The 23200-nt window shown below is 57.6% G+C and carries 25 protein-coding genes; 20 read left to right on the forward strand and 5 right to left on the reverse strand.

From position 1 onward, the window contains the following. Nucleotides 1-40: 40 nt before the first annotated feature. From ENTMO_RS0114375 to flgA, 3 genes are all read right to left on the reverse strand, one after another. The gene (locus tag ENTMO_RS0114375) at nucleotides 41-484 is read right to left on the reverse strand and encodes a flagella synthesis protein FlgN (RefSeq protein WP_010432222.1); all 444 of its coding nucleotides are present in this window, start codon (nucleotides 482-484) and stop codon (nucleotides 41-43) included. 17 nt (nucleotides 485-501) lie between these two features. Further along, a complete protein-coding gene (flgM, locus tag ENTMO_RS0114380) occupies nucleotides 502-795 on the reverse strand; it encodes a flagellar biosynthesis anti-sigma factor FlgM (RefSeq protein WP_010432224.1) in 294 nt (97 codons plus the stop codon). A gap of 73 nt (nucleotides 796-868) precedes the next feature. After that, entirely contained in the window at nucleotides 869-1564 is a 696-nt protein-coding gene (gene flgA, locus ENTMO_RS0114385; protein ID WP_010432226.1) for a flagellar basal body P-ring formation chaperone FlgA, read from the reverse strand. A gap of 239 nt (nucleotides 1565-1803) precedes the next feature. On the opposite strand from flgA, the gene flgB reads away from it, so the two are divergent. The 20 genes from flgB to psrA all read left to right on the forward strand — a co-directional run bounded on the left by flgB (nucleotide 1804) and on the right by psrA (nucleotide 20771). Next, nucleotides 1804-2214: a flagellar basal body rod protein FlgB gene (gene flgB / locus ENTMO_RS0114390; protein WP_010432228.1), complete on the forward strand. Its 411-nt coding sequence runs from the start codon at nucleotides 1804-1806 to the stop codon at nucleotides 2212-2214. A 6-nt stretch (nucleotides 2215-2220) separates the two neighbouring features. Continuing rightward, a complete protein-coding gene (gene flgC, locus ENTMO_RS0114395) occupies nucleotides 2221-2625 on the forward strand; it encodes a flagellar basal body rod protein FlgC (protein WP_010432229.1) in 405 nt (134 codons plus the stop codon). A gap of 8 nt (nucleotides 2626-2633) precedes the next feature. Next, a complete protein-coding gene (locus ENTMO_RS0114400) occupies nucleotides 2634-3338 on the forward strand; it encodes a flagellar hook assembly protein FlgD (RefSeq protein WP_010432231.1) in 705 nt (234 codons plus the stop codon). A 22-nt stretch (nucleotides 3339-3360) separates the two neighbouring features. Continuing rightward, on the forward strand, nucleotides 3361-4563 hold the full coding sequence (gene flgE, locus ENTMO_RS0114405; RefSeq protein WP_010432233.1) for a flagellar hook protein FlgE: 1203 nt from the start codon (nucleotides 3361-3363) through the stop codon (nucleotides 4561-4563). A gap of 9 nt (nucleotides 4564-4572) precedes the next feature. Beyond that, nucleotides 4573-5310: a flagellar basal body rod protein FlgF gene (locus ENTMO_RS0114410; RefSeq protein WP_010432235.1), complete on the forward strand. Its 738-nt coding sequence runs from the start codon at nucleotides 4573-4575 to the stop codon at nucleotides 5308-5310. A gap of 21 nt (nucleotides 5311-5331) precedes the next feature. After that, on the forward strand, nucleotides 5332-6114 hold the full coding sequence (gene flgG, locus ENTMO_RS0114415) for a flagellar basal-body rod protein FlgG (RefSeq protein WP_010432237.1): 783 nt from the start codon (nucleotides 5332-5334) through the stop codon (nucleotides 6112-6114). A gap of 60 nt (nucleotides 6115-6174) precedes the next feature. Continuing rightward, the gene (locus ENTMO_RS0114420) at nucleotides 6175-6861 is read left to right on the forward strand and encodes a flagellar basal body L-ring protein FlgH (RefSeq protein WP_010432240.1); all 687 of its coding nucleotides are present in this window, start codon (nucleotides 6175-6177) and stop codon (nucleotides 6859-6861) included. Nucleotide 6862: 1 nt separating this feature from the next. Continuing rightward, entirely contained in the window at nucleotides 6863-7990 is a 1128-nt protein-coding gene (locus ENTMO_RS0114425) for a flagellar basal body P-ring protein FlgI (protein WP_029485117.1), read from the forward strand. Then, complete coding sequence (gene flgJ / locus ENTMO_RS0114430; RefSeq protein WP_010432247.1) at nucleotides 7990-8910, forward strand: flagellar assembly peptidoglycan hydrolase FlgJ; 921 nt, start codon at nucleotides 7990-7992, stop codon at nucleotides 8908-8910. Before ENTMO_RS0114425 ends, flgJ begins: the two co-directional genes overlap by 1 nt. Nucleotides 8911-9017: 107 nt before the next feature. After that, on the forward strand, nucleotides 9018-10655 hold the full coding sequence (flgK, locus tag ENTMO_RS0114435) for a flagellar hook-associated protein FlgK (protein ID WP_010432251.1): 1638 nt from the start codon (nucleotides 9018-9020) through the stop codon (nucleotides 10653-10655). Between the two features lie 10 nt (nucleotides 10656-10665). Further along, entirely contained in the window at nucleotides 10666-11577 is a 912-nt protein-coding gene (flgL, locus tag ENTMO_RS0114440; RefSeq protein ID WP_010432255.1) for a flagellar hook-associated protein FlgL, read from the forward strand. Between the two features lie 51 nt (nucleotides 11578-11628). Next, nucleotides 11629-13254, forward strand: coding sequence for a methyl-accepting chemotaxis protein (locus ENTMO_RS0114445; protein ID WP_010432258.1), 1626 nt, complete (start codon nucleotides 11629-11631; stop codon nucleotides 13252-13254). A gap of 158 nt (nucleotides 13255-13412) precedes the next feature. Further along, nucleotides 13413-14138, forward strand: a complete 726-nt coding sequence (fliA, locus tag ENTMO_RS0114450) for an RNA polymerase sigma factor FliA (RefSeq protein WP_010432261.1) — start codon at nucleotides 13413-13415, stop codon at nucleotides 14136-14138. Nucleotides 14139-14498: 360 nt separating this feature from the next. Further along, complete coding sequence (gene flhD / locus ENTMO_RS0114455; RefSeq protein WP_010432265.1) at nucleotides 14499-14849, forward strand: flagellar transcriptional regulator FlhD; 351 nt, start codon at nucleotides 14499-14501, stop codon at nucleotides 14847-14849. 2 nt (nucleotides 14850-14851) lie between these two features. Continuing rightward, nucleotides 14852-15427, forward strand: coding sequence for a flagellar transcriptional regulator FlhC (flhC, locus tag ENTMO_RS0114460; RefSeq protein ID WP_010432267.1), 576 nt, complete (start codon nucleotides 14852-14854; stop codon nucleotides 15425-15427). Between the two features lie 84 nt (nucleotides 15428-15511). Further along, nucleotides 15512-16408, forward strand: coding sequence for a flagellar motor stator protein MotA (gene motA, locus ENTMO_RS0114465; protein ID WP_010432270.1), 897 nt, complete (start codon nucleotides 15512-15514; stop codon nucleotides 16406-16408). Continuing rightward, nucleotides 16405-17310, forward strand: coding sequence for a flagellar motor protein MotB (motB, locus tag ENTMO_RS0114470; protein ID WP_010432273.1), 906 nt, complete (start codon nucleotides 16405-16407; stop codon nucleotides 17308-17310). Before motA ends, motB begins: the two co-directional genes overlap by 4 nt. Further along, nucleotides 17297-19252, forward strand: a complete 1956-nt coding sequence (gene cheA, locus ENTMO_RS0114475) for a chemotaxis protein CheA (RefSeq protein ID WP_010432276.1) — start codon at nucleotides 17297-17299, stop codon at nucleotides 19250-19252. The genes motB and cheA overlap by 14 nt, the downstream gene beginning before the upstream one ends. Then, complete coding sequence (locus ENTMO_RS0114480; RefSeq protein WP_010432279.1) at nucleotides 19249-19770, forward strand: chemotaxis protein CheW; 522 nt, start codon at nucleotides 19249-19251, stop codon at nucleotides 19768-19770. The genes cheA and ENTMO_RS0114480 overlap by 4 nt, the downstream gene beginning before the upstream one ends. A 101-nt stretch (nucleotides 19771-19871) precedes the next feature. Beyond that, complete coding sequence (gene psrA / locus ENTMO_RS0114485) at nucleotides 19872-20771, forward strand: L-proline-binding transcription factor PsrA (protein ID WP_010432282.1); 900 nt, start codon at nucleotides 19872-19874, stop codon at nucleotides 20769-20771. Here the strand turns inward: psrA and ENTMO_RS0114490 are convergent. Together ENTMO_RS0114490 and tcuC are read right to left on the reverse strand one after the other, a co-directional pair. Continuing rightward, entirely contained in the window at nucleotides 20746-21537 is a 792-nt protein-coding gene (locus tag ENTMO_RS0114490) for a substrate-binding domain-containing protein (protein WP_010432285.1), read from the reverse strand. The two genes, psrA and ENTMO_RS0114490, sit on opposite strands and share 26 nt — an antisense overlap. Nucleotides 21538-21552: 15 nt before the next feature. Further along, a complete protein-coding gene (tcuC, locus tag ENTMO_RS0114495; RefSeq protein WP_010432288.1) occupies nucleotides 21553-22848 on the reverse strand; it encodes an MFS transporter in 1296 nt (431 codons plus the stop codon). Between the last annotated feature and the right edge of the window lie 352 nt (nucleotides 22849-23200).

The raw sequence follows: 23200 nt of genomic DNA on the forward strand, positions 1-23200 counted from the left end.
ACCAGAGGCGGGCAAAAGAGGACAACGCAGACAGGAACGATCAGATGCTGATGTTGTATTTGCGCCCTGAAGGCAGCTGGCTGGATTCTCCCGCCGGGCCGTACAGGGTGCTGGCGTGGCCAACGTGGTCGATGGCTTTCTGGATATGCTGGTTTTTCTTCACGTGGCTTTGCAGCAGCGACTCCACCTGCTGATTCAGGGCCTTGGTGCTGCGCACCTTCTCATGCACCTGCTGCCAGCTGGCAAACAGCTTGCCGAGCCCCGGGTAGGGGGCTTCGGTGCCGGAGGTTTTTTCCTGCTCGCGGCGCATATCGTCGTAGTACTGCAGGGTCGTCAGCAGCTGGTTTTTGTTATCTGCCAGCACCTGCAGCGACACCGGGTTGATCTGGCTGCGGTTAAGCTGGTTCACCTCTTCAATCATGATCGCCTCCAGCTCATCCAGAGACGTTTTCATCTGCGCAAGTATCGGGTAAAGCTTGTCCATAGGGGGCCTGTAAACGGTTAAAACGAAAGCATGTCCTGCACCATGGCCTGAGCGATTTTCTCAGGCTCGATGCGCAGGGTTCCGGCCGACAGCGCGGCGCGCAGTTCGGCGACGCGCGCGCGATCCACATCGCGGCTGTCGTCGGTCTGGATCTTCTTCGTCAGGGCGCTCAGGGTGACGTCGGTTTTATCGCTCTTCGCCGCGCGCGTGGCCGCAGCGTCATTTTCCTGAGGCTGGGCACGGTGACGCACCTCGTGAGTCGGGGCGATTTTCGCAATCGGCGCGGTGGTCTGGTTGCTGTTTATGCTCATGGCTGTCCTCGCAGAATCATTTTCTGTACGCAATACTTCTTTCTTCGGTGATTCTCAGAAAAGCTAAAATTTATTATTGAGAAATAATCATCACCTGCCCGTCGGCATCCACTTTCCCGCTCACCGTGCGCCCGCCCGCGGTTTTGACCTTAAGCACGTCATCCACCGCCGCGTTGTTCAGCGCCTTGCCCTGGCTGCGAATACGAAAGCCCGCGCCGGTGGTCACCACGTCAACCGTCTGTCCGGCGCGCAGCCGCCACTGCTGGCGCAGCTGATTTTCCAGCAGCGGTTTCCCAGCGGTGATGGCGCGCGTCAGGCGCTGGCCGATAATCTCGTCGGCGTTAAAAATCAAACCGCCGGGCTGGTTATCCAGCATGCCGGTCACCGGCTCGATGTCGCTGCGCTGCACGATCGCCCCGCCGGGCAGGCTCTGGCTGGCGATCCACCAGGTGCCCTGGGCGCTGATGCGCACCGGCAGGAAATGCCGACGCGCGCCGCACTGCGCCAGCACGGTGCGCTTGCCGGTCAGGCGGCTGTCGCGTCCGACCAGGCTCAGCTCCGGGTTATCGCACACCGCTGCCAGCTGCGCGGGCGTGGCGAGCAGGGTCGCGGTCCGCACGATGTCGTGCCCGTCCTCCGGCTGTTTGATTAAGGCATCCAGCTTCATCATCAGACGCTGTTTTGCCGTAGGGGTAGACGGTACGCTGGCCGCGGCGGTTGCCGAGCAGAGTAATCCGGCAACCGCCGTGCTGAATAAGGAACCCTTCATCTTACTGCCTTAATGAAATAATAAATGTGGCGAAATTATATACGCAGCGGCGGGGGTTTTATTGCCCTAAATAATGACACTTCTGTTGGTATTTATATTTATCGTTGTGTTAACGAATTATTATTTCGCTCTATTTCCCTAAATAGGCTTATTTCTGTCGGGTCTTTGCAGTGTGATATTTCACCCGCGCTGACTACACTATCGCAGTTTAAATAACGCGAGACAGGAGTCCTGTTGTCATGAATAAACTTGATGACGCCTTTCGCTTTCAACAGCAGGCGTTAGGTTTGCTTTCGCGCCGTCAGGATATTCTGGCGTCGAATATTGCGAATGCCGATACGCCGGGCTATCAGGCGCGAGATATCGATTTTACTCAGCAGTTAAAAAACGCCATGGAGAATAACACCCTGGCGAAATCCCCCGTATCGCTGGCGTTAACGTCAAATAAGCATATTGAAGGTAAAGCGCTGCCGTTTGACGACGGCCAGCTGCTCTACCGCGTGCCGGATCAGCCGAGCGCCGACGGCAATACCGTGGATATGGATCGCGAACGCGTCAATTTTGCGGATAACGCCGTGAAATATCAGTCAGGACTGACGTTCCTGGGCGCGGATATTAAGAAAATGATGACTGTGCTCAGTCAGGGGTAATAAACGATGTCGCTCTTTAGCGTATTTGATATTTCAGGCTCGGCGATGGCGGCACAGTCCCGACGCCTTAACGTCAGCGCCAGCAATATGGCCAACGCCGACAGCGTGGCGGGTCCGGACGGCCAGCCGTATCGCGCGCGTCAGGTGGTCTTTAGCGTCGACAACGCGGTTGGTCAGGAGGTCGGTGGCGTACAGGTGAGCGACGTGGTCGAGAGCAGCGCGCCGGATCGTCTGGTGTATGAGCCGGGCAACCCGATGGCCGACGAACAGGGCTACGTGCGCATGCCCAACGTCAACGTGATGAACGAGATGGTGAACACCATTTCGGCCTCCCGCAGCTACCAGGCCAACGTGGAGGTCATAAACTCCGCCAAAAGCCTGATGCTGAAAACATTAACTCTTGGTCAGTAAGGACGCATATGGCGGTCTCTTCGATTAACAACAATAGCGGAACGGGCGGTACCGGCACGGGCAACAGCGCGGCGGATCTGTCGAACCAGTTTATGACCCTGCTGGTGGCGCAGATGAAAAACCAGGATCCCACCAACCCGATGGATAACAACCAGCTCACCTCCCAGCTGGCGCAGTTCAACATGGCGGCCGGCGTGGAGAAGCTCAACACCTCCGTGGCGGGCGTACAGGCGATGATGGTTCAGCTCGGCAGCATGAGCGCCTCCTCGTGGGTGGGCCGCAGCGTGCTGATTGAAGGGGAGGCGAAGGTCTCCTTTGGCGAGCCGGTCATCGGTATTCAGCAGGTCGGCGTGGAGCTGCCGAGTAATGCGGACGATTTCCACTTCGCGCTGGTGGGCGACGCCGAGACGGTCACCGTTCACCTGGAAGATAGCGAGGGGAACGGCTACACCGCAGAGCTGAAGAACGTGAAGTCGGGGATGAACACCTTCAGCCTCGACGATCTGAAGGAGTTCAAACCGAGCGCGCCACCGGCCGACCGGGAATACACCATCAGCTTCGAAGCCTCGAACCCTGAAGGCGATAAGCCGGAAGTCATCGGTCTGGTTCAGGAGCAGGTGCAAGGGGTCACGATGGATCCAAACGGGCCAATTCTGCATCTGCTGAATCACGACCCGATCCTCATGAGCAAAGTGTTTGTCATTCAAAAATAATCATTACTTCTGGAACTAAATTATGGGTTTTTCACAAGGTCTTAGCGGCCTGAGTGCCGCAGCAAAAGCGCTGGACGTGGTGGGTAACAACATCGCCAACTCCCAGACCGTGGGGTTTAAAGCCGGCTCCGTCTCCTTCGCCGATATCTTTGCCGGGTCGACGGGGATGGGGGTGCAGGTCGCGGGCGTTAGTCAGAGCTTTGGCGATGGCGGCCTGATGAACGGCGCCTCCGCGCTTGACATGGGCATCTCGGGGCGGGGTTTCTTCCGCATGGTCGACGAGGCGGGCAGCGTGTTCTACGGGCGTAATGGTCAGTTCGAGGAAGACGCCAACGGCTATATCGTCAACAAGACAAATAAGCTGTTTTTAACAGGTTATCAGGCAACGGACGGGGTGATTAACCCGGGCGCGCAGGTCGGGCCGATTCGCATCCCGAAAGATGATATGCCGCCAGCAGCATCGACGAATGGGTCGTTGACGGGGAACCTGAAATCAGATGCCGACGTCATTACCAAAGTTCCCTTTAACAAAGATGATAAAGATACCTACAACTATGTGAGTGAGGTTACTGCAACCGACAGTCTCGGTAACAAACATGCCATCAAACTTTACTATGTGCACACTAAAGCAGGGGAATGGGAGGTGCACGCGCAGGATTCCACCGCGCCCGGTACAGGGGCTGACGAGTGGAGCGTGAGCAAGCTTGAGTTTGATAACTACGGCAAGCTGAAAAATCCGGTGACGCTGGACATCAATGGCGTGGGATACAACGGCTCTGCGCCGCTGGCGCTGACGTTGGATCTGAACGCACTCACCCAAAACGCCAGCGATACCCAGGTGATGCTGGGCGAAATCGACGGCCAGGCACCCGGTAAATTCAATAACTATGAGGTGAGCGACACCGGTGAAGTGATCGCTATCTACAGCAACGGCAAGCGTCAGACCGTGGCGCAGGTGGTGCTGGCCGACTTTGCTAACGTTGGCGGTCTGGCGCAGCAGGGCAACAACCTGTGGGCAGAAACCGCGCAGTCCGGCCAGCCGTTCCTCGGCACCTCTGGTACCGGCAGCTTCGGCGATATCGAAGGCGGGATGCTGGAATCCTCGAACGTTAACCTGGGCGACGAGATGGTCAACATGATCGTCCACCAGCGCAACTACCAGTCCAACTCGCAAACCATTAAAACCCAGTCTGAAGTTCTGCAGACGCTGGTTAACCTGCGCTAAGGCTGAACGATGGATCGCGCTATCTATACCGCCATGAGTGCCGCCAACGCGGCGCTCAACCGCCAGGCGGTCACCTCAAACAATCTGTCGAACAGCTCCACCGCCGGTTTTCGTTCCCAGCTGGCGGCGTTTCGCTCGGTGCCCATCGAAGGGGAATCCCTGCGCACCCGCGCGCTGGTGGCGGAGTCAACCCCGTTTCATGACACCCCCATGGGGCCGATCACCCACACCGGCCGTAGCCTCGACGTGGCGCTGCCGCAAAACGGCTGGCTGGCGGTGGCGCTGGACGACGGCAGCGAAGGCTATACCCGCAACGGCGCTATCGAAGTGGATCAGGAGGGGGCGCTCAGCGTCAACGGTCGTCCGCTGATGGGCGACGGCGGGCCGCTGGAGGTGCCGCCGCAGTCTCACGTCACTATCGGCAGCGACGGCACCGTCTCGGCGCTCGGCATGGGCGATGACCCAACGGCGCTGGTGCCGGTGGGGCGCGTCAAGCTGGTCAATGCCGACACGAACAGCATGGTCCACGGTGACGACGGGCTGTTCCGCACCGCGGGCGGCAACCCGCTGGCCCAGGACGAAACCCTGCGCCTGACGCCAGAATCCCTCGAAGGCAGCAACGTCAGCCCGGTGCAGGCGATGACTCAGATGATCGCTAACTCCCGCGGCTTCGACATGAACATGAAGGTGATCCGCACCGCCGACGCGAACGCCCAGAAGGCCAATCAGCTATTAAGCGTGAGCTAAGCTCGCGCAAGGAGTCACAATATGATTCGTTCTTTATGGATCGCAAAAACCGGGCTGGAAGCACAGCAGCTCAATATGGACGTCATCTCCAACAACCTGGCGAACGTCAACACCAACGGCTTTAAGCGTCAGCGCGCGGTGTTCCAGGATCTGCTCTATCAGAACATGCGCCAGCCTGGCGCACAGTCGACCGAGCCGAACATCCTGCCGAGCGGCCTTCAGCTCGGGACCGGCGTGCGTCCGGTTTCCACCCAGCGTATTCACACCCAGGGGAATATGAACCCAACCGGGGATGAATACGATGTCGCCATCGAAGGTGAAGGCTTCTTCCAGGTGCAGATGCCGGACGGCAGCACGGCCTACACCCGTGATGGTCATTTTGGCAAAAGCCCGGACGGGCAGCTGGTGAATGCCGAAGGCTATCCCATTCAGCCAGGCATCGTGATTCCGCAGGACGCGCAGAAGCTGACCATCGGTAATGACGGGATCGTCAGCGTGAAGGTGCCGGGACAGGCGGAAGAGCAGCAGATTGGCCAGCTGACGCTGACCACCTTTGTGAACAATGCCGGTCTCGAAAGCATCGGCGGTAACCTCTACAAAGAGACGCAGTCTTCCGGTGCGCCAAATGAGCTGAACCCGGGCATGGAGAGCGCGGGCACGCTGAAGCAGAGCTACGTGGAAATCTCCAACGTTAACGTGGCGGAAGAGCTGGTGACCATGATTCAGGTGCAGCGCGCCTACGAAATCAACAGTAAGGCGGTCTCGGCATCCGATCAGATGCTGCAGCGCCTTTCCCAGCTGTAATCCTCTCTGGCCGCTCGCGCGGCCAGACATTTTATCGACACTGACATGAAAATACTTTCTATGCACATTCCGGCGGCCGCGCTGCTGGCAAGCACGCTGCTGCTCGGCGGCTGCGCGCACATTATGCAAAAGCCTCTGGTTGAAGGCCCGACAACGGCAGCACCATTACCGATGGCACCGGCAGCGACCGGCGGCTCACTGTTTCAGGCAGGGCAGGGGATGAACTACGGCTATCAGCCGATGTTCGAAGACCGCCGCCCGCGTAACGTGGGCGATACGCTGACGATCCTGCTGCAGGAGAACGTGAGCGCCAGCAAAAGTTCCTCCGCCAGTGCCAACCGTAATGGATCGGCCGGAATGGAGCTGCTGGCCGTACCGACGGGAGCCGGTAGCTGGTTGGGTGACGGTAAAGCGGACTTCAAAGCGCAGGGCACGAATGACTTCGCGGGTAAAGGCGGCGCGGCGGCGCGCAACACCTTTACCGGCACCATCACCGTGACCGTCAAAGAGCTGCTGCCCAACGGCAACCTCGGCGTGGTGGGTGAGAAGCAGATCGCCATCAACCAGGGCACCGAATTTATCCGCTTCTCCGGCGTGGTGAACCCGCGCTTCATCAGCGGCAACAATACCGTGCCCTCCACCCAGGTGGCGGACGCCCGCATTGAGTACGTCGGCAACGGCTACATCAACGAAGCGCAGAACATGGGCTGGCTGCAGCGCCTGTTCCTGAACCTTTCTCCTTTCTGATATGACCATGAAAAAAGAATCTATCCTGTTTTTTCTCAGCATCCTGCTCTACGGCATGATGCTGGCGATACCCAAAGGGGTACACGCTGAACGCATCCGCGATCTGGCGACGGTGCAGGGGGTGCGTTCTAACTCCCTGATGGGCTACGGCCTGATTGTTGGCCTCGACGGTACCGGCGACCAGACCATGCAGGCGCCGTTCACCGGCCAGAGCCTGAACAACATGCTCTCGCAGCTGGGGATCACCGTTCCGGCGGGCACCAATATGCAGCTGAAAAATATCGCGGCGGTGATGGTGACCGCCGAGCTGCCGCCGTTTGCCCGTCCGGGCGACAAGCTGGACATCGTGGTCTCCTCGGTGGGTAACGCCAAAAGCCTGCGCGGCGGCACGCTGCTGATGACCCCCCTGAAAGGGGCGGATAACCAGATCTACGCCATCGCCCAGGGCAATATTTTAATTTCCGGCGCGGGGGCGCAGTCGGGCGGCAGCCGCGTGCAGGTCAACCAGCTTAACGGCGGGCGCATCAGCGGCGGGGCGACTGTCGAGCGGGAGGTGCCGAACGATTTCAGCACCCAGAACATCGTGCGCCTGCAGCTGAACGAAAGCGATTTCTCGCTGGCGCAGCAGGTCAGCGACGCCATTAACCAGCGCTACAGCGGCGGGGCGGCGTTGCCGGAAGATGCCCGCACCGTGCGCCTTTTCGCGCCGCCGGACGGCCCTTCTCGCGTGCGCTTCCTCGCCAACATTCAGGACATTCCCGTGAGGGTGAACGTCCAGGACGCGAAGGTGATCGTGAACTCGCGTACCGGCTCGGTGGTGATGAACCGTCACGTGTCGCTCGATTCCTGCGCGGTAGCGCACGGCTCGCTGACGGTGGAGGTGATGCAGAGCAACATCATCAGTCAGCCCGATACGCCGTTTGGCGGCGGGGAGACGGTGGTGGTGCCGCAGACCGATATCTCGGTGCGCGACAGCGGCGGCTCGCTGCAGCACGTGCGCAGCAGTACCGACCTGAACGCGGTGATCCGCGCGTTGAACGGTCTCGGCGCCACGCCGAACGAGCTGATGTCGGTCCTGCAGGCGATGAAAAATGCCGGCTGTCTGCGGGCGAAGCTGGAGGTGAACTGATGAACGCCTTCGACAAGCTCGAACAGCCCGCCTTTGACGTCCGCTCGCTGGATACGCTAAAGCGGGAGGCCGGGCGGCAAACGCCCGGCGCGCTGAAGGCGGCGGCGAAGCAGATGGAAGGCATCTTCGTGCAGATGATGATGAAGAGCATGCGCGACGCCACCTTTAAGGACGACCTGCTGAGCAGCCAGTCTTCGGAGATGTATACCGCGATGCACGATCAGCAGATCGCGCAAAATATTGCCGGGAGTGGTCAGCTCGGCTTTGCCGATCTTATCGTCCGCCAGCTGGGCGGGGAGAGCGATGGGCCCGTCGTGAGCACGCCGGGGCGCGATCTCCTGCGTCCGGGGCTGGCATCAGCGCCAGCCACCGGCCCGCTTCGCCTGCCCGCGCCGGTCTCCTTTGCTCAACCCTCTGAAGGGGCGCATCCGTTTATTGCCCGCCTGCTGCGTCCGGCCCAGGCAGCCGCGCAGCAAAGTGGCCTGCATCCGCATCTGATCCTCGCCCAGGCGGCGCTGGAGTCCGGCTGGGGGAAACGGGAAATCCCGGCCGCCGACGGCAGCCCGAGCCATAACCTGTTTGGCATCAAGGCTACTGGAGATTGGCGCGGCAAAACCACCGAAATCACCACCACCGAATACATCAACGGCGTGAAGCAGAAGGTGAAAGCGGCCTTCCGCGTCTACGACTCCTATGAGCACGCCCTCTCGGATTACGCGAAGCTGCTGACCAAAAATCCGCGCTATCGCGGCGTGGCGCAGTCCGCCTCGCCGGAGCAGGGGGCGAAGGCGCTGCAGGCGGGCGGCTACGCGACCGATCCGGCCTACGCCAAAAAGCTCATCACCATTATTCAGAAGGTGAAAGGCGATATTCAGCAGGGCGTGAACGCCTACAAAAACGATATCGATAACATTTTCTGAGAAAGAAGTTTTAGAGAATTTTCTAATCACCGATGAAATAAGCAGAGACATGAACTTTCTGGCCCGGAGGCGAACCCGGGCCTGCAAACAGGGAATATCCGGATCTTATGAATAACTTATTTAACCTGGCGAGAGGCGGCCTGAGCGTTGCGCAGGCGGCACTGCGCGTGACGGGCGATAACCTGACCAACGGCATGTCCGGCACCTATAGCCGCCGCAGCCTGATCATTGGCGAACTGGGCGGTATGACTACCGGGCAGGGCTTTTTCGGCTCCGGCGCGCGCGCCGGCGGCGTTGAGCGCGCCTATGACGCCTTCGCCAATAATGAGATGCGCGGCTCGCTGTCGCATTACGCCTCTCTCAATGGGCGGATGGAACAGCTGGCCGATATCGACAACATGCTGGCCGACGAATCCGATAACGTCTCGGTCTCGCTGAACGATATGTTCAAGGCGATGGCGACGCTGAGCGGCGAGCCGGAGAGTGGTCCGGCGCGCGCGGCGGTATTTAACGCCCTCGGAACGCTGGCGAACCGTTTCAACGCCAGCGCCAAACGCCTGACCGCGCTGGAAAAGAGCACCAACACGCAGATTGAGCAGAGCGCCAAAGACATCACCAGCTACACCGAGCAGCTGGCAGAGGTCAATAAACAGCTGGAGCGCGTCCAGGGGAATGGCGCCCCGCCGGCCGATCTGCTCGACCAGCGCGATGCGCTGCTGGAAAAGATGAGCGAGCATATCGGCATTACCGTGACGGAAGACAAAACCACGGGCCGGGTTGACGTGCTTCTGTCCGACGGGCGTCCGCTGGTCTCCGGGGATCGCGCCTATAAATTGCAAACCTCGCCGTCGGATGCCGATCCGAACAAAACCATCGTCTCCTACGTGGATGCGAACGGGAACGCCACGCCACTGGATGAAAGCAGTATCACCAAAGGCCGCCTGGGCGGGCTGTTTAAGTTCCGTAATGAAGACCTGACCATTGCCCGCCAGGAGCTGGATCAGATCGCCTTTACGATGGCGAACCGCATGAACGAGCAGCATGCGGAAGGTTTTACATCCGGCGGCGCTACGGGTGGAGACCTGTTCTCCCTGGCGGATATAAAAGCTTATGCCAACGCGAAAAATACAGGGACCGGCAAGCTTGAGGGGATAAAAGTCACCGACTACAAAAATGTGAAATCGGAAAACTATACCGTCACCAGCGATGGCGCAGGGGGATGGACGGTCACGGGAGAAGATGGACGTGATGTTCCAGTGACTATTGCTGGGGATAAGCTGACCTTTGAAGGGATTGAGATCGATATTTCAGGGGGCGGCTATGCCGATGGCGACAGCTTCACCCTTAACCCTATGGCGGGTGCAGCAGAAGGGATGGCCCGCAGCATAGGCAGCGCGCAGGATTTTGCAGCAGCGGGGGATTGGGACGGTGGCCCTGGCGATAACAAAAACCTGGAAGAGATGCTGAAAATTCAGGATGAGAAGCTGATCGGTAACAACACGCTGACCGAAGCCTACGCCAGCCTGGTGGGTACCATTGGTGACCATGCTCGCGGCGTGAAATCCGCGCTGGTCAGCGCCGAAACCGACCTCCAGACCAAATACGACACCAAACAGGCCCTCTCCGGCGTCAATATGGACGAAGAGTACATCAACCTCGATATGTTTAAGCAGTATTACAACGCCAACGCGCAGCTGCTGAAAACCGCGACCGATATGTTCGACGCCCTGCTGTCAATCCGATAAGGAACCGATGATGCGATTAAGTACGCTGTATATGTATAAAAATAGCGCGGAGACCATGACGAAGCGCATGAGCCAGAGCAACGACGTCTATCTGCGGATGTCGGCGGGCAAGACGCTGCTGAAAGCGTCGGACGATCCGGCAGCTGCCACCGATGCGGTGAAGCAGCAGGACGCGCTGGCGAAGCTGGAGATGTATAGCAACGTGCGTTCCCGCGTCCGCGGTGCGCTGGAGTACCAGGACAACATTCTCAACGGCGTGGGGAATTTATTAACCACCACCCTGAAGGAAAAAATTGTTGCGGCGAAAACGGGCTCTTACTCACCGGAGGATCGTCAGGCGCTGGGGGAAGAGATCAAAGGCATCCGCGCCAATCTGCTGGATTTGGCCAATAATCGCGACGCCAGCGGGAACTATATTTTCTCCGGTTTTAAAACCGATACCCCTGCGTTTGATGAAGATGGCAATTACCTCGGTGGTGATGAGGTTCGCAGGCAAACCGTGGCAGACGGTACCGGGATGCAGGTCAGCCATCTGGGTGAGGACGTTTTCGGTGACATTTTCACGGTGCTGAATGACGCCGTGGCAGCCTTAACCGCGGATCCTGAGGATGATGATTATGACGATAATCTGGATGCCGCGCTCAGCGCAGCCATGGTAGCGGTTGATGAAGGCATTAACCGCCTGGGTAAAGCCCAGGCCGAGCTGGGTACCAACCTGCAGCAGCTTGATGCGCTGGATCTCTCCGGGAACGTGATGATCAACGACACCATTGTCAAAGTGCAGAACGCGATTGGCTCCGACACCAGCAAGCTGGTATCGCTGGTCTCTGAATCCCAGATGTCGGAGCTGGCCTTCAACGCGTCGATGTTCGTCTACAAAAAAATGCAGTCGATGAACCTCTTCAATATGTCCGCTGGATAATCTTTTAATTGACTCCCACAGGCACCGGCCGCGCAAGGCCGGTGAAAATCTATGTTAACAAAACTCAAAATTTACAGCGCAATCAGCCTGATTATCGGCCTGTTTGCGGTGATGCTGTTCGGCGTAACCGCTTATTCGGTGTATGACGCCGTCGCCAATAACAGTAATTTTAAACGTCTTGTCGTGGCCGCTGAAAATAACGACCAGATGCGCGATGCGGCCTATAACATCAGCGCGGTGATGGCCAATACCAACGGCCTGATGCTGCAGGCGGCACTGGGTAACCCGGTCTCTGAAAACGTCGCCAAACACACCGTGAACGTGGTGAAGATTGCGCGCCGCAATATGGATGCCTTTATGGCATCACCCTTTAATACCCCGGAAGAGCGCCGTCTGGCGGCTGAGGTGAATGCCGCGTTTAACGAGGTGTATAAAGTCGCCAATGTGACGCTGGGTTACCTGCAAAACCCGGCGGGCTATACCGGCTCGCTGGAAAACGATATGGAGCTGCGCACCGCGCTGCGTAATAAGGTCGACGGGTATACGGACGCCAGCGCCCGCCTGAGCGAGAGCTACGTTCAGGCATCCGAGCGCGGCTACCAGATTATGATGGGCGTCGGGATCACCGTGCTGATCCTGGCCATCGCGCTGCTGTTCGCCGTGCGCTTCTGGCTGCGCCATACTCTGGTGCGTCGTATGGAGACCACGGTAGAGATGCTGCGTCGCGTGGCGGCGGGCGATCTCAGCCAGCACATTGACAGCGGCCAGCAGAATGAAATCGGGCATATGCTCCGCGAGCTGGAGACCATGCGTACCTCCCTGACCGGCACTATTTTGGGGATCCGCGACAGCGTGCAGCGCATTCACACTAACGCCCAGGAGATTGCCCACGGCAATAACGATCTCTCCTCCCGAACGGAAGAGCAGGCGGCAGCGCTGCAGGAGACCGCGGCCAGCATGGAGCAGATCAAAACCACCGTGCGCCAGAACGCCGACAACGCCCATGCAGCCCGCGAGCTGGCGGAAAGCGCGAGCAACAATGCCCATAACGGTGGCGAAGTGATGCAGAGCCTGGAGCAGATCATGGCGCAGATCACCACCAGTTCGCGCCAGATTGCCGACATCAACGGCGTGATTGACAGCATCGCTAACCAGACGAATATCCTGGCGCTCAATGCGGCGGTCGAGGCGGCGCGTGCCGGGGAGCAGGGGCGCGGGTTCGCGGTGGTGGCTGAAGAGGTGCGTAACCTGGCAAAACGCAGCGCCGACGCGGCTAAAGAGATTAATCAGCTGATCAACACCAGCGTCAGCAATATCGATATCGGTTCACGTCAGGTTGGCCAGGCCAGCAGCGTGATGCAGGAGATTGTCACCTCCGTGGCGCAGGTGACGCAGATTATGGGCGAAATCACCTCGGCGTCGGACGAGCAGAGCGCGGGTATCAACCAGATTTCGCAGGCGGTCAACGAAATGGACCTGGTGACCCAGCAGAATGCGGCGATGGTGGAAGAGGCGGCCATGGCGGCCGGTGAGCTCGAAGCCCAGTCCGATGCGCTGGAGAAACTGGTGGCACAGTTCCGGCTGAATCACGAGAGTACGCGGGTGAACGTTGCCGCAGAGCCGCATAAAGTACTGCGTCAGAAAGAGCCCGAGCTGGCCCAGTGGGAAACCTTTTAATCCTGTTAATTACCGTCATTAATATTGCTCTTTTTTTTAATAACGTTTGTATTAACGCGAAGTAACAGAATGCGCATTTTTATAAAGGCTTATTGCACTATTTGAATGCGCCATTTCACCGGATAATTCTCAAAGAGAATAGCAGGTGGAATGCAATCGTGGATGGTATTTATACGGCCGAAGGGCTGGAAGATAAATCGGTAGTCTGGTCTAAGTATCACTATCTGGTGCGGCAGGAAGCATTGCGTTTACATAAGCGGCTTCCTGCCAGCGTCGAGCTGGATGATTTAATTCAGGCAGGGTCGATAGGTTTTTTAAGTGCGGTAGAAAGCTTCGACCCTAAAAAAGGGGTGGCGCTGAGCGCATGGATCACCCAGCGGGTGAAATGGGCCTTATTAGATGAGCTGAGAGAAAATGACTGGGTTCCGCGTCGGGTTCGTACCCATACGCGGGAAATTGTTGCCATTATTCAGCAGGTCGAGCAGGAAAAAGGCGGCGAAGCCACCGAGGCAGAAATTGCCGAGCGCATGGGCGTATCGCTGCCGGAATTTCAGCAGATGCTGGCAGATAATAATGCCAGCCAGATGTACTCGGTTGATGAGCTGCAGGAAAATTATGCCGATAGCTGGGAAATGAATGAGGACGAAAACGAGCAGCTTAATCCGCTGAATGACGCCGTCAGGCAGAATTTGATGGAGCGTCTCACTGAACATATTCAGTTCATACCTGAAAGAGAACAGGTTCTGCTGCAGCTCTATTATCTGCAGGATTTGAATATGAAAGAGATTGGGCTGGTGCTGGGCATTACGGAAACGCGCGTGAGCCAGCTGCACAGTCTCGCCGTTAAGCGGTTACGCAGTCGAATGGAATCGGCAATGAAATAATGGCGGGCGATTAACATTTATAATGTTAATACGGTTGCCAGAACCGGTTTAATCATTAAAGATAAGGTTTAATAACGTTTAACAATGCTTTTATAACTTTTTAAATCAATGGTTTAACGTTGATTTGTGGATTTAGGGGAATTTCTGTCGCTTGTTCGTGAAATGCTTAATGTTTATGATTTTGCCAGTTTTGTGATGCAGCCTCCTTTGGCATTGATAGAGTAATTACGCATTTACTGAGGAAGAATGGCTTACCTTAGTGAATATCAATACCAAAAGACTCTCTGCATCAGTTTGGAAACGCTATCTATCTTAACTGACATGCCCGTTTGGGCTGAATAACATTGGGAGCTTTCGCCTGTGTCCAATTTTGACGAGTACCTGCAAAATATTCATGATATTAACCTGTCCTATCTTCTGCTGGCCCAGCAACTGATCCGTCAGGATAAATTTGCGGCCGGTTTTCGCCTTGGATTATCTGAAGGAACAATTGATAACCTGAAAGAGCTTTCGCTGCCGCAATTAATGAAGCTGGCAACCACCAATCAGCTTATTTGTCGCTTACGCGTTGATGATGAAGTGGTGATTGAGAATCTGACGAAAGATTCACGTATTGAAGCACTGCAGCAAATTCACACCGGCATTATTTTGTCGACCAATCTTCTTAATGCCTTAAGCGAAGAAGAAAATGTCGCGGCGCAGGAGGCATAATCATGTGTGGTGAAAAAAGTCTGCTGCAGGAAATTGAAGAAGTGAATATCGCCATGGGGTTAATTTCACTCGGGGCGAGAATGCAGGTGCTGGAATCGGAAACGTCCCTGAGCCGTCGTCGCCTGCTGCGCTTATATAAAGAATTACGCGGCTGTCCACCGCCGAAAGGCATGCTGCCTTTTTCAGAAGACTGGTTTATGTCGTGGGAACAGAATATTCACTCTTCTATGTTCTACAACATTTACCTGTATTTAAAAAAGACCGAGCAGGGTCGTTCGATTGAAATGTTGATGAAGACCTATCGCCTTTATCTGGAGCAGTGTAGCTCCTGCGCTGATGAGAAGCCGGTACTGGGGCTGACGCGTGCCTGGACATTATTACGTTTTATCGACTGCGGCATTATTTCGCGTAAAGCCTGCAGCGTGTGTGGTGGGGGATTTGTCGTCACCACCGAATTTATTAAAAACCCATTTACCTGCAGCTTGTGCAGCCCGCCGTCGCGTGCGCTGAAGAAATCCCAGGTGCATAACACCGGATTGTTGAGGAACGCGATCTCGCCAGAAATCATGACGGCGTGATCCCTGACGGACAGCTGTGCGCAAGATGGCGTTTACCTGATGCCGGTACAACCGGCATCGGTCAAAAAAGTAAAAGGAGAGAGTGTGTTAGTTATTGTTGGCTATCTTGTTGTCATACTGACCGTTTTTGGTGGCTTTATTCTGTCCGGCGGTAATCTGATGGCGCTGTTTCAGCCGCTGGAGCTGCTGATTATCGGCGGTGCTGGCGTCGGGGCGTTCATTGTCGGTAACAATATCAAATCCCTGAAGGCCACCGGAAAAGCGCTGGTTAAAGTCTTCGTGGGCAAGCGCTATAACAAAGCGGTCTATATGGACCTGATGGCGCTGATGTTCCTGCTGCTGTCGCAGAGCCGCGTTCACGGGCTGATGTCGCTGGAAAAGGATATCGAAGACCCGCAGAACAGCGATATTTTTAGCGCCTATCCTCGCCTGATGAGCGACCCAATGCTCGCCAACTTTATCCTCGACTACTTCCGCCTGATGATTGGCGGCAGCATGAATTCTCATGAAATCGAAGCCCTGATGGATGAGGAGATTGAAACCTGCGAAGAAGAGCTGGAAGTGCCGGCCCACAGTCTGAATACCGTGGGCGATGCGTTTCCGGCTTTCGGTATTGTGGCGGCGGTAATGGGGGCGGTGAATGCGCTGGGCTCGGCGGATCGCCCGGCGGCAGAGCTGGGTATGCTGATTGGCCACGCGCTGGTGGGGACCTTCCTCGGTATCCTTATTGCCTATGGTTTTGTCTTGCCGCTGGCGACGCTGCTGCGTCAGAAGAGTTCCGATCAGGTCAAAATTCTTCAGTGCATCAAGGTGACGCTGCTCTCCAGCCTGAACGGCTATGCCCCGCAGATTGCGGTGGAGTTTGGGCGTAAAACCATCTTTACCAGCGAACGCCCGTCGTTTGAAGAGCTGGAAGAACACGTGCGCGAAGTCAAATCTAACGCCACGCTGAAAACCAAATCGGCGGACAATGCAGCATGAAGAACGTCACGCCTGTCATCATTTCACGCAAGCGCAAAAAGAAAAAGCACGCGCACCACGGCGGGACGTGGAAGATTGCCTATGCCGATTTTATGACCGCGATGATGGCGTTCTTTCTGGTGATGTGGCTGCTTTCCCAGTCCACCGACATGGAAAGAGAGCTGATCGCAGATTACTTCCGCATGCCGCTTAAGCCGTCGATGGCGAACGGCGATAAAACCAGCCTGAGCGACAGCGTCATTCCCGGTGGTGGAGATGACATCCTCAAGCGGCAGGGCGAAGTGTTCAAAGGGCACATCAGCGCGCTTGATAAACACAAGCGCTTCGAAAGCCTGAAGCAGGCGAAAGAGAAGCTGCAGAGGATGATCGAAACCGATCCGCGGCTGAACAATTTCAAATCCAACATTCTGCTGAACCTCACGAACGACGGCCTGCTGATCCAGATCACCGACTCGCAGGACCGCCCGATGTTCCGCGTCGGCAGCGAACTGCCGGAATCCTATATGAACGGCATTTTGCAGGCGCTGGTGCCGCTGCTTCAGGAGTTGCCCAACGCACTGAGCCTGACGGGGCATACCGACTCGTTGCCGTATGCCGGGGGCGACGGCGGCTACAGCAACTGGGAGCTTTCCGCCGGACGCGCCAACGCCGCCCGCCGGGTGCTGGTTCGCGGCGGGCTTAACGATGAACGCTTTTTACGCGTGATCGGTACCGCCAGCCGGATGCCGCTTGAGAACTCGTCGCCTGAGAGCGCCGTCAACCGCCGCATCAGCATTCTGGTCCTCAGTCGCGCGAAAGAGCAGGAGATCCGCCTGGAGGATACCCAGTCCCAGCGCGCAGACAGCGTGTTGAACGATATCAATCTGCAAAACGTGCAGGGTTATACCGATGGACATGAATGATTTTTCGCAAATCTTTTTTACCGAGGCGGAAGAGCTGCTGGCCGAAATGGAACAGCTGCTGCTGCAGCTTGACGTCGCGGCGCCGGACCTGGAGCAGCTGAACGCCATCTTCCGCGCGGCGCACTCGCTGAAAGGGGGCGCGGCCACCTTTGGCTTCAGTGCATTACAGGAGACAACCCACCTGCTGGAAAACCTCCTCGATCAGGCGCGGGCAGGGGAGAGGGCGCTCAGTCGGTCAATCATCAACCTTTTTCTGGAATGTAAGGACATTATGCAAGCGCAGCTGGAAGCCTATCAGTCTTCGCAGGAGCCTGATGAAGCCCGTTATCGCTATATCTGTGAAGCCCTGAGGGATATTGCCCTTGAGGGCCAACAGCCCGCGCCGCCAGCGGCAACCTCTGAGCCCATCGCTCCTCAGCCCGTCAGCGCGGCGCAGGCGACGGAGACCTCTTTGGTGGTCACCCTGCATAACGTCGGGGAGCGCGAGCAGACGATGCTGCGCGACGAGCTGATCAATATGGGCGAGATTACGCACGTCGAGGCGGCGCCGGACAGCATGAGGGTCACGCTGCTGACCACCGCCTCGGGGGACGATATCACCGCCGTACTCTGCTTTGTTCTCGACAGTAAGCAAATTGAGGTGACCTGCGCAGAGCCCGTGACCGCACCTGCGCCGGAACCGGAGTTGAAACCGGCTGCCGCGCCCGAGACCATCGCCAAAAAAGCGCCGCCAGCCTCGCGGGCGACCAATCAGGAGTCGGGCAGCATTCGCGTGGCGGTGAGCAAAGTTGACCAGATCATTAACCAGGTCGGCGAGCTCATCATCACCCAGGCGATGCTCTCCCAGCTGTCGAGAACCCTCGATCCGGCCAGCTACGATCTGCTGTCCGGCTGCGTGGCGCAGATGGAGCGCAACACTCGCGAGCTGCAGGAGTCGGTGATGTCCATTCGTATGATGCCGATGGATTACGTCTTTAGCCGCTTCCCGCGGCTGGTACACGACCTGGGCTCCCGTCTCAACAAAGAGGTCGAACTGACGCTCAAAGGCGGGTCCGCCGAGCTGGATAAAAGCCTCATCGAGCGCATTATCGATCCGCTTACCCATCTGGTGCGTAACAGTCTCGACCACGGTATTGAAGAGAAAGAGGCGCGCGTTGCCAAAGGGAAACCGGTGACCGGAAACCTGACGCTCTCCGCTGAGCACCACGGCGGCAATATAGTGATTGAAGTCAGCGACGATGGGGCTGGCCTTAACCGGGAGAAAATCCTCGCCAAAGCCCGTTCGCAGGGGATGGCCATCAGCGACACCATGAGCGATGACGACGTGTGGATGCTGATCTTCGCCGCCGGTTTTTCCACCGCCGAGAGCGTGACGGACGTGTCCGGGCGCGGCGTGGGCATGGACGTGGTTCGACGCAATATTCTGGCGATGGGCGGCCACGTGGACGTGCTCTCGACGCCGGGTGCCGGAACGACTATCCGCATTATCCTGCCGCTGACGCTGGCTATCCTCGACGGCATGCTGGTGCAGGTGGGAGCCGAGATTTACGTTCTGCCGCTGGGCGCGGTGATGGAATCGCTACGGCCAACCGACGAGATGCTGTGCCGCTTTGTGGGCGAAGAGCGGCTGCTGCAGGTGCGCGGCGAATATCTGCCGCTGGTGCTGCTGCGCCAGCGCCTCTCGGTGGCGGGCGAAGCGCCTGCCGACGACGGTATTGTGGTTATCGTGCAAAGCGCGGGCTGCCGCTACGCCCTGTGGGTCGATCAGCTTATCGGCCAGCAGCAGGTGGTGGTAAAGAATCTTGAACATAACTACCGCAAAGTTCCTGGCGTCTCCGCAGCGACCATCCTCGGGGATGGCAGCGTGGCGCTGATCCTTGATGTGGTTGAGCTGTCGACGCTCAACGTCCCACAACCCCAGAGGGAGGGGGTAATAGCATGACTTTAACAACCGCCAGTAAGCCCGCCGCCGCTGATGCTACCGCACAGGAGTACCTGGTATTCCGCCTGGGCGACGAAGAGTACGGCATTGATATTCTCAAAGTGCAGGAGATCCGCGGCTGCGACCGCCTGACGCGCATTCCGAACGCGCCAAACTTTATTACCGGCGTGACTAATCTGCGCGGCGTGATCGTGCCGATTGTGGATCTGCGCGTGCGCTTTGAACTGCCTGACCCGTCGCAGGACGACAAAACGGTGGTCATTGTGCTCAATCTGAATGACCGCGTAGTGGGCATCGTGGTTGACGGCGTGGCGGACGTGCTGTCGATTGACGTGGATAACATCAAGCCGACCCCGGACGTGGCCTCGGTACTTTCCGGGCGTTATCTGCTTGGGCTGGGGGTACTCGACAGCCGAATGATTATTTTGGTGAATATTGAGAAGCTGCTGAGCCGCGAGGAGATGGCGTTGGTAGAGTCGGCGACCGAATCATACATAGATGAACACTGTTGCGCATAGCACTTTCCGGGCGCATATCAGCGGCGAAGGTTGCCGCTGATTCATAACTCGCTATTATGAATCCTCACGTTTCCAAAAAGCGCTAAGGATTGCCAGAAAGTATGCCCGTCAATTTCGACCTCAACGATCTTTACGCCTTCAGAGCCCTGGTGGAATACGGTAATTTTCGTATTGCGGCAGAATCTATCTGCATTTCTCAGTCTGCCTTAAGCCGCCGCATCGAAAAGCTGGAGGCGGCAGTGGGGGCCAAACTGTTCGACAGAACCACCCGGCGCGTGATGCTGACGCTCTTCGGGCAAACCTTTGCCGAGCGCTGTGGGGTGCTTCTGGAAAACGTGGAGTCGATGCTGGCCGATATCGACAAGGTGAGCGAGGAACGCACCGGGCTGATCACCGTCGCCACTGTGCCTTCGGCTGCCTGTCATTTTATGCCCGAGGTCATCCGCCAGTTCCACAGCCGCTATCCGCGGGTGCGCATAAAGCTTATCGACAGCAGCGCTGGCAACGTGATTGAGGCGGTGGCCAGCGGGCAGGCGGATTTTGGGATCTGTTTTGCGAGAAGCCTGCAGCCGGATATCACGTTCATTCCGCTGGTGGAGGATGTCTACGTCGCCGCGTGCCGTCGCGATCATCCGCTGGCGGGGCGTAAAAATCTGACCTGGCAGGCGTTTTATCAGCAGGATTACATCAGCCTGGATATCACCTCCGGAAACCGCAACCTGCTCGACCAGATGCTCGGCCACATTAAGCCCGAGCGTCCGGGGATCTGTGAAACGCGCCACGTCACCACGATGCTGGGGATGGTGGAGGCGGGGATTGGCATTGCGGCCGTCCCCGCGATGTCAATGCCGCACGCTGAACATTCGATTCTGACGCAGATCCCGCTGACCGAGCCCGAAGTCAAACGCACTGTCGGGCTGATTCGGCGCAGCGGGCGCATTCAGTCATGGATTGCCGCCGAGCTGGAAACGCTGATTACCGCGCGCTATCGCGCGGCGTAGTGACGGGGATCATCCCGGTAGCGGTAATGGTCTCCCGCGCGCTGGCTGATGCGAGGTAATCCAGCAGCGCTTTCGCCTCTGAGGGGTGATCCGCTTGGGCCGTCACTGCGCCGGCAAAACGGGTAATGTATTGCAGATTATCCGGGAGTTTGCCGACAAAGGTTACCCCCGGAACAGGCAGCAGCTCGCTCACCTGCTGGAGCCCGATGCTGTACTTCCCTTTTGCCACTTCCGACGCGACCGGGATCCGCTCAACCTTGTGCGCTTTTCCCGCAACCTGCTCTTCAATCCCCAGTTTTTTAAAAAGCTGAGTTTGCACATACCGCCCGCTGGCGCTGTCGGAGTAGGCGATAGCGTTCGCCTTCAGCAGGGTCTGGCGCAGGGTGGTCTCGGTGGCGATATCCGGCACCGGCGAACCGGCTTTGACCACCACGCCGACGGGCGAATCCGCCAGCTCAACGCGCGAGCCGTCTTTGACCATCCTGTCCTTCGCCAGATGCGCCAGCGCATCACCGACCATAATCACCACGTCTGCTTTTTCACCGCGCGCCAGCCGGTTGGGGATCGCCTGAGGCGTCTTTCCCATGGATGGTCCCGGGATCAGCACAATGCGGTCGCCGCTTTTGGCTTCATACTCTGGCGCGAGCTTTTCCAGGGCGGCTTTAAAACCGCCCGAGATCATGACGGTCACCTCCTGGGCCAGCGCCGCTGCGCTGGTGGCCAGCAATACCAGCCCGGTCAGTCCTGAACGTATAAATGTGTGCATATCATCCTCTCCGCATTAACGGGCTGTTTGCAGATGCAGCGCGCTGCGACGGTAGAGATAGAGTGTTGCCAGCATGGCACAGACTGCCGCGAAGCTCATCCAGTAGCCCGGAGAGGCTTTATCGCCGGTGTACTCAATCAGGGCCGTTGAAATGACCGGCGTAAACCCGCCAAAGACGGCGGTAGCCAGGCTGTACGCCAGTGAGAAACCGGCCACTCGCACCTCAACCGGCATGATCTCCGTCAGTGCCGGGATCATCGCGCCGTTATACAGGCCGTACAGGAAAGAGAGCCACAGCAGCACGCTCAGCATCATGGAGAAGCTTGGGGCCTGCGCCAGTAGCGTTAGCGCCGGGTAGCTGGTCGCCAGCGCCAGAAGCGTCATGGCAATAAGTACCGGTTTGCGCCCGAAGCGGTCCGACAGCGCGCCGCCTACCGGCAGCCAGATAAAGTTAGAGATCGCCACCAGCAGCGTGACCAGCAGGCTGTCAGAGGCGCTCAGCATCAACACCTTTTTGCCGAAGGTCGGCGCGTAGACGGTGATCAGATAGAACGCAGTGGTGGTCATCGCCACCATCAGCATGCCTGCAATCACAACCGGCCAGTTCGCGAGCAGGGTAGTAAAGACCTGACGCATCGCCAGCGTGTGGCGGCGCGCGCGAAACTCTTCCGTCTCTTCAAGCTTACGGCGCAGGAAAAAGATGAATGGCACGATTAAGCAGCCAAACAGGAACGGAATGCGCCAGCCCCATTCGCGGATGGCGCTCTCTTCCATCAGTGCGTTCAGGGCAAACCCCATTGCCGCCGCAACCATAATCGCCACCTGCTGGCTGCCGGACTGCCAGCTGGTATAAAAGCCCTTGCGGCCTGGGGTGGCGATTTCCGCCAGATAGACCGACACTCCGCCAAGCTCCGCCCCGGCGGAAAAGCCCTGCAGCAAGCGCCCCATTAGCACCAGCAGCGGTGCCCACAGGCCGATGCTCTCATAGGAGGGGATCAGCACGATCAGGAAGGTTCCCGCCGCCATAATCGACAGCGTGACGATCAGCCCTTTGCGGCGGCCAACTTTGTCGATATAAGCCCCGAGGACGATGGCGCCGACAGGGCGCATCAGAAAACCTGCGCCAAAGACGGCGAAGGTCATCATCAGCGAGGCAAATTCACTGCTCGCCGGGAAGAAGGTGTGCGCGATGTAGGTGGCATAGAACCCGAACAGGAAGAAGTCGAATTGCTCAAGGAAGTTGCCGGAGGTGACGCGAAGTATCGCGCCCGCTCTTGCACGAACGGTTGCAGGTGGGGTCGAGGAAATCATGATTGTCTCCAGTTTTATCGTGACGTTATGCTCGTCTGTTTCTGAAAACTGGCTCAATAAAGGGAATTTAATAAGCGCAAATCGCGCATGAACTGATGCGTGCTGTGCATCAATGACAAGGCGTTGACCAGGATTTACAGTTCCAACAATAACTTAACAATTCATTGATTTTTCGTTCACCATATTCCACTAAGTGGCTGATATCGCTGTTTTGTGACATCGCGCAGAAAAGAAGCCAGGCAGACCTGGCCGAGATGGATGGCTAACCCGTTATCAACAATTTAGCCGCCTTCTTGCCGGGTGGCGCTACACTTACCCGACCTACAAAACCCGTAAGCCCGTGCAAGCGTAG

This window comes from Enterobacter mori LMG 25706, from assembly GCF_000211415.1.
In the GTDB taxonomy this organism is placed as follows: Bacteria; Pseudomonadota; Gammaproteobacteria; order Enterobacterales; family Enterobacteriaceae; genus Enterobacter; species Enterobacter mori.

Bases quoted from the DNA above. Each gene is read 5' to 3' on its own strand.
- ENTMO_RS0114375 (WP_010432222.1), bottom strand. From the start codon at position 484: ATGGACAAGCTTTACCCGATACTTGCGCAGATGAAAACGTCTCTGGAT.
- flgM (WP_010432224.1), bottom strand. From the start codon at position 795: ATGAGCATAAACAGCAACCAGACCACCGCGCCGATTGCGAAAATCGCC.
- flgA (WP_010432226.1), bottom strand. From the start codon at position 1,564: ATGAAGGGTTCCTTATTCAGCACGGCGGTTGCCGGATTACTCTGCTCG.
- flgB (WP_010432228.1), top strand. From the start codon at position 1,804: ATGAATAAACTTGATGACGCCTTTCGCTTTCAACAGCAGGCGTTAGGT.
- flgC (WP_010432229.1), top strand. From the start codon at position 2,221: ATGTCGCTCTTTAGCGTATTTGATATTTCAGGCTCGGCGATGGCGGCA.
- ENTMO_RS0114400 (WP_010432231.1), top strand. From the start codon at position 2,634: ATGGCGGTCTCTTCGATTAACAACAATAGCGGAACGGGCGGTACCGGC.
- flgE (WP_010432233.1), top strand. From the start codon at position 3,361: ATGGGTTTTTCACAAGGTCTTAGCGGCCTGAGTGCCGCAGCAAAAGCG.
- ENTMO_RS0114410 (WP_010432235.1), top strand. From the start codon at position 4,573: ATGGATCGCGCTATCTATACCGCCATGAGTGCCGCCAACGCGGCGCTC.
- flgG (WP_010432237.1), top strand. From the start codon at position 5,332: ATGATTCGTTCTTTATGGATCGCAAAAACCGGGCTGGAAGCACAGCAG.
- ENTMO_RS0114420 (WP_010432240.1), top strand. From the start codon at position 6,175: ATGCACATTCCGGCGGCCGCGCTGCTGGCAAGCACGCTGCTGCTCGGC.
- ENTMO_RS0114425 (WP_029485117.1), top strand. From the start codon at position 6,863: ATGACCATGAAAAAAGAATCTATCCTGTTTTTTCTCAGCATCCTGCTC.
- flgJ (WP_010432247.1), top strand. From the start codon at position 7,990: ATGAACGCCTTCGACAAGCTCGAACAGCCCGCCTTTGACGTCCGCTCG.
- flgK (WP_010432251.1), top strand. From the start codon at position 9,018: ATGAATAACTTATTTAACCTGGCGAGAGGCGGCCTGAGCGTTGCGCAG.
- flgL (WP_010432255.1), top strand. From the start codon at position 10,666: ATGCGATTAAGTACGCTGTATATGTATAAAAATAGCGCGGAGACCATG.
- ENTMO_RS0114445 (WP_010432258.1), top strand. From the start codon at position 11,629: ATGTTAACAAAACTCAAAATTTACAGCGCAATCAGCCTGATTATCGGC.
- flhC (WP_010432267.1), top strand. From the start codon at position 14,852: ATGTGTGGTGAAAAAAGTCTGCTGCAGGAAATTGAAGAAGTGAATATC.
- motB (WP_010432273.1), top strand. From the start codon at position 16,405: ATGAAGAACGTCACGCCTGTCATCATTTCACGCAAGCGCAAAAAGAAA.
- cheA (WP_010432276.1), top strand. From the start codon at position 17,297: ATGGACATGAATGATTTTTCGCAAATCTTTTTTACCGAGGCGGAAGAG.
- ENTMO_RS0114480 (WP_010432279.1), top strand. From the start codon at position 19,249: ATGACTTTAACAACCGCCAGTAAGCCCGCCGCCGCTGATGCTACCGCA.
- psrA (WP_010432282.1), top strand. From the start codon at position 19,872: ATGCCCGTCAATTTCGACCTCAACGATCTTTACGCCTTCAGAGCCCTG.
- ENTMO_RS0114490 (WP_010432285.1), bottom strand. From the start codon at position 21,537: ATGCACACATTTATACGTTCAGGACTGACCGGGCTGGTATTGCTGGCC.
- tcuC (WP_010432288.1), bottom strand. From the start codon at position 22,848: ATGATTTCCTCGACCCCACCTGCAACCGTTCGTGCAAGAGCGGGCGCG.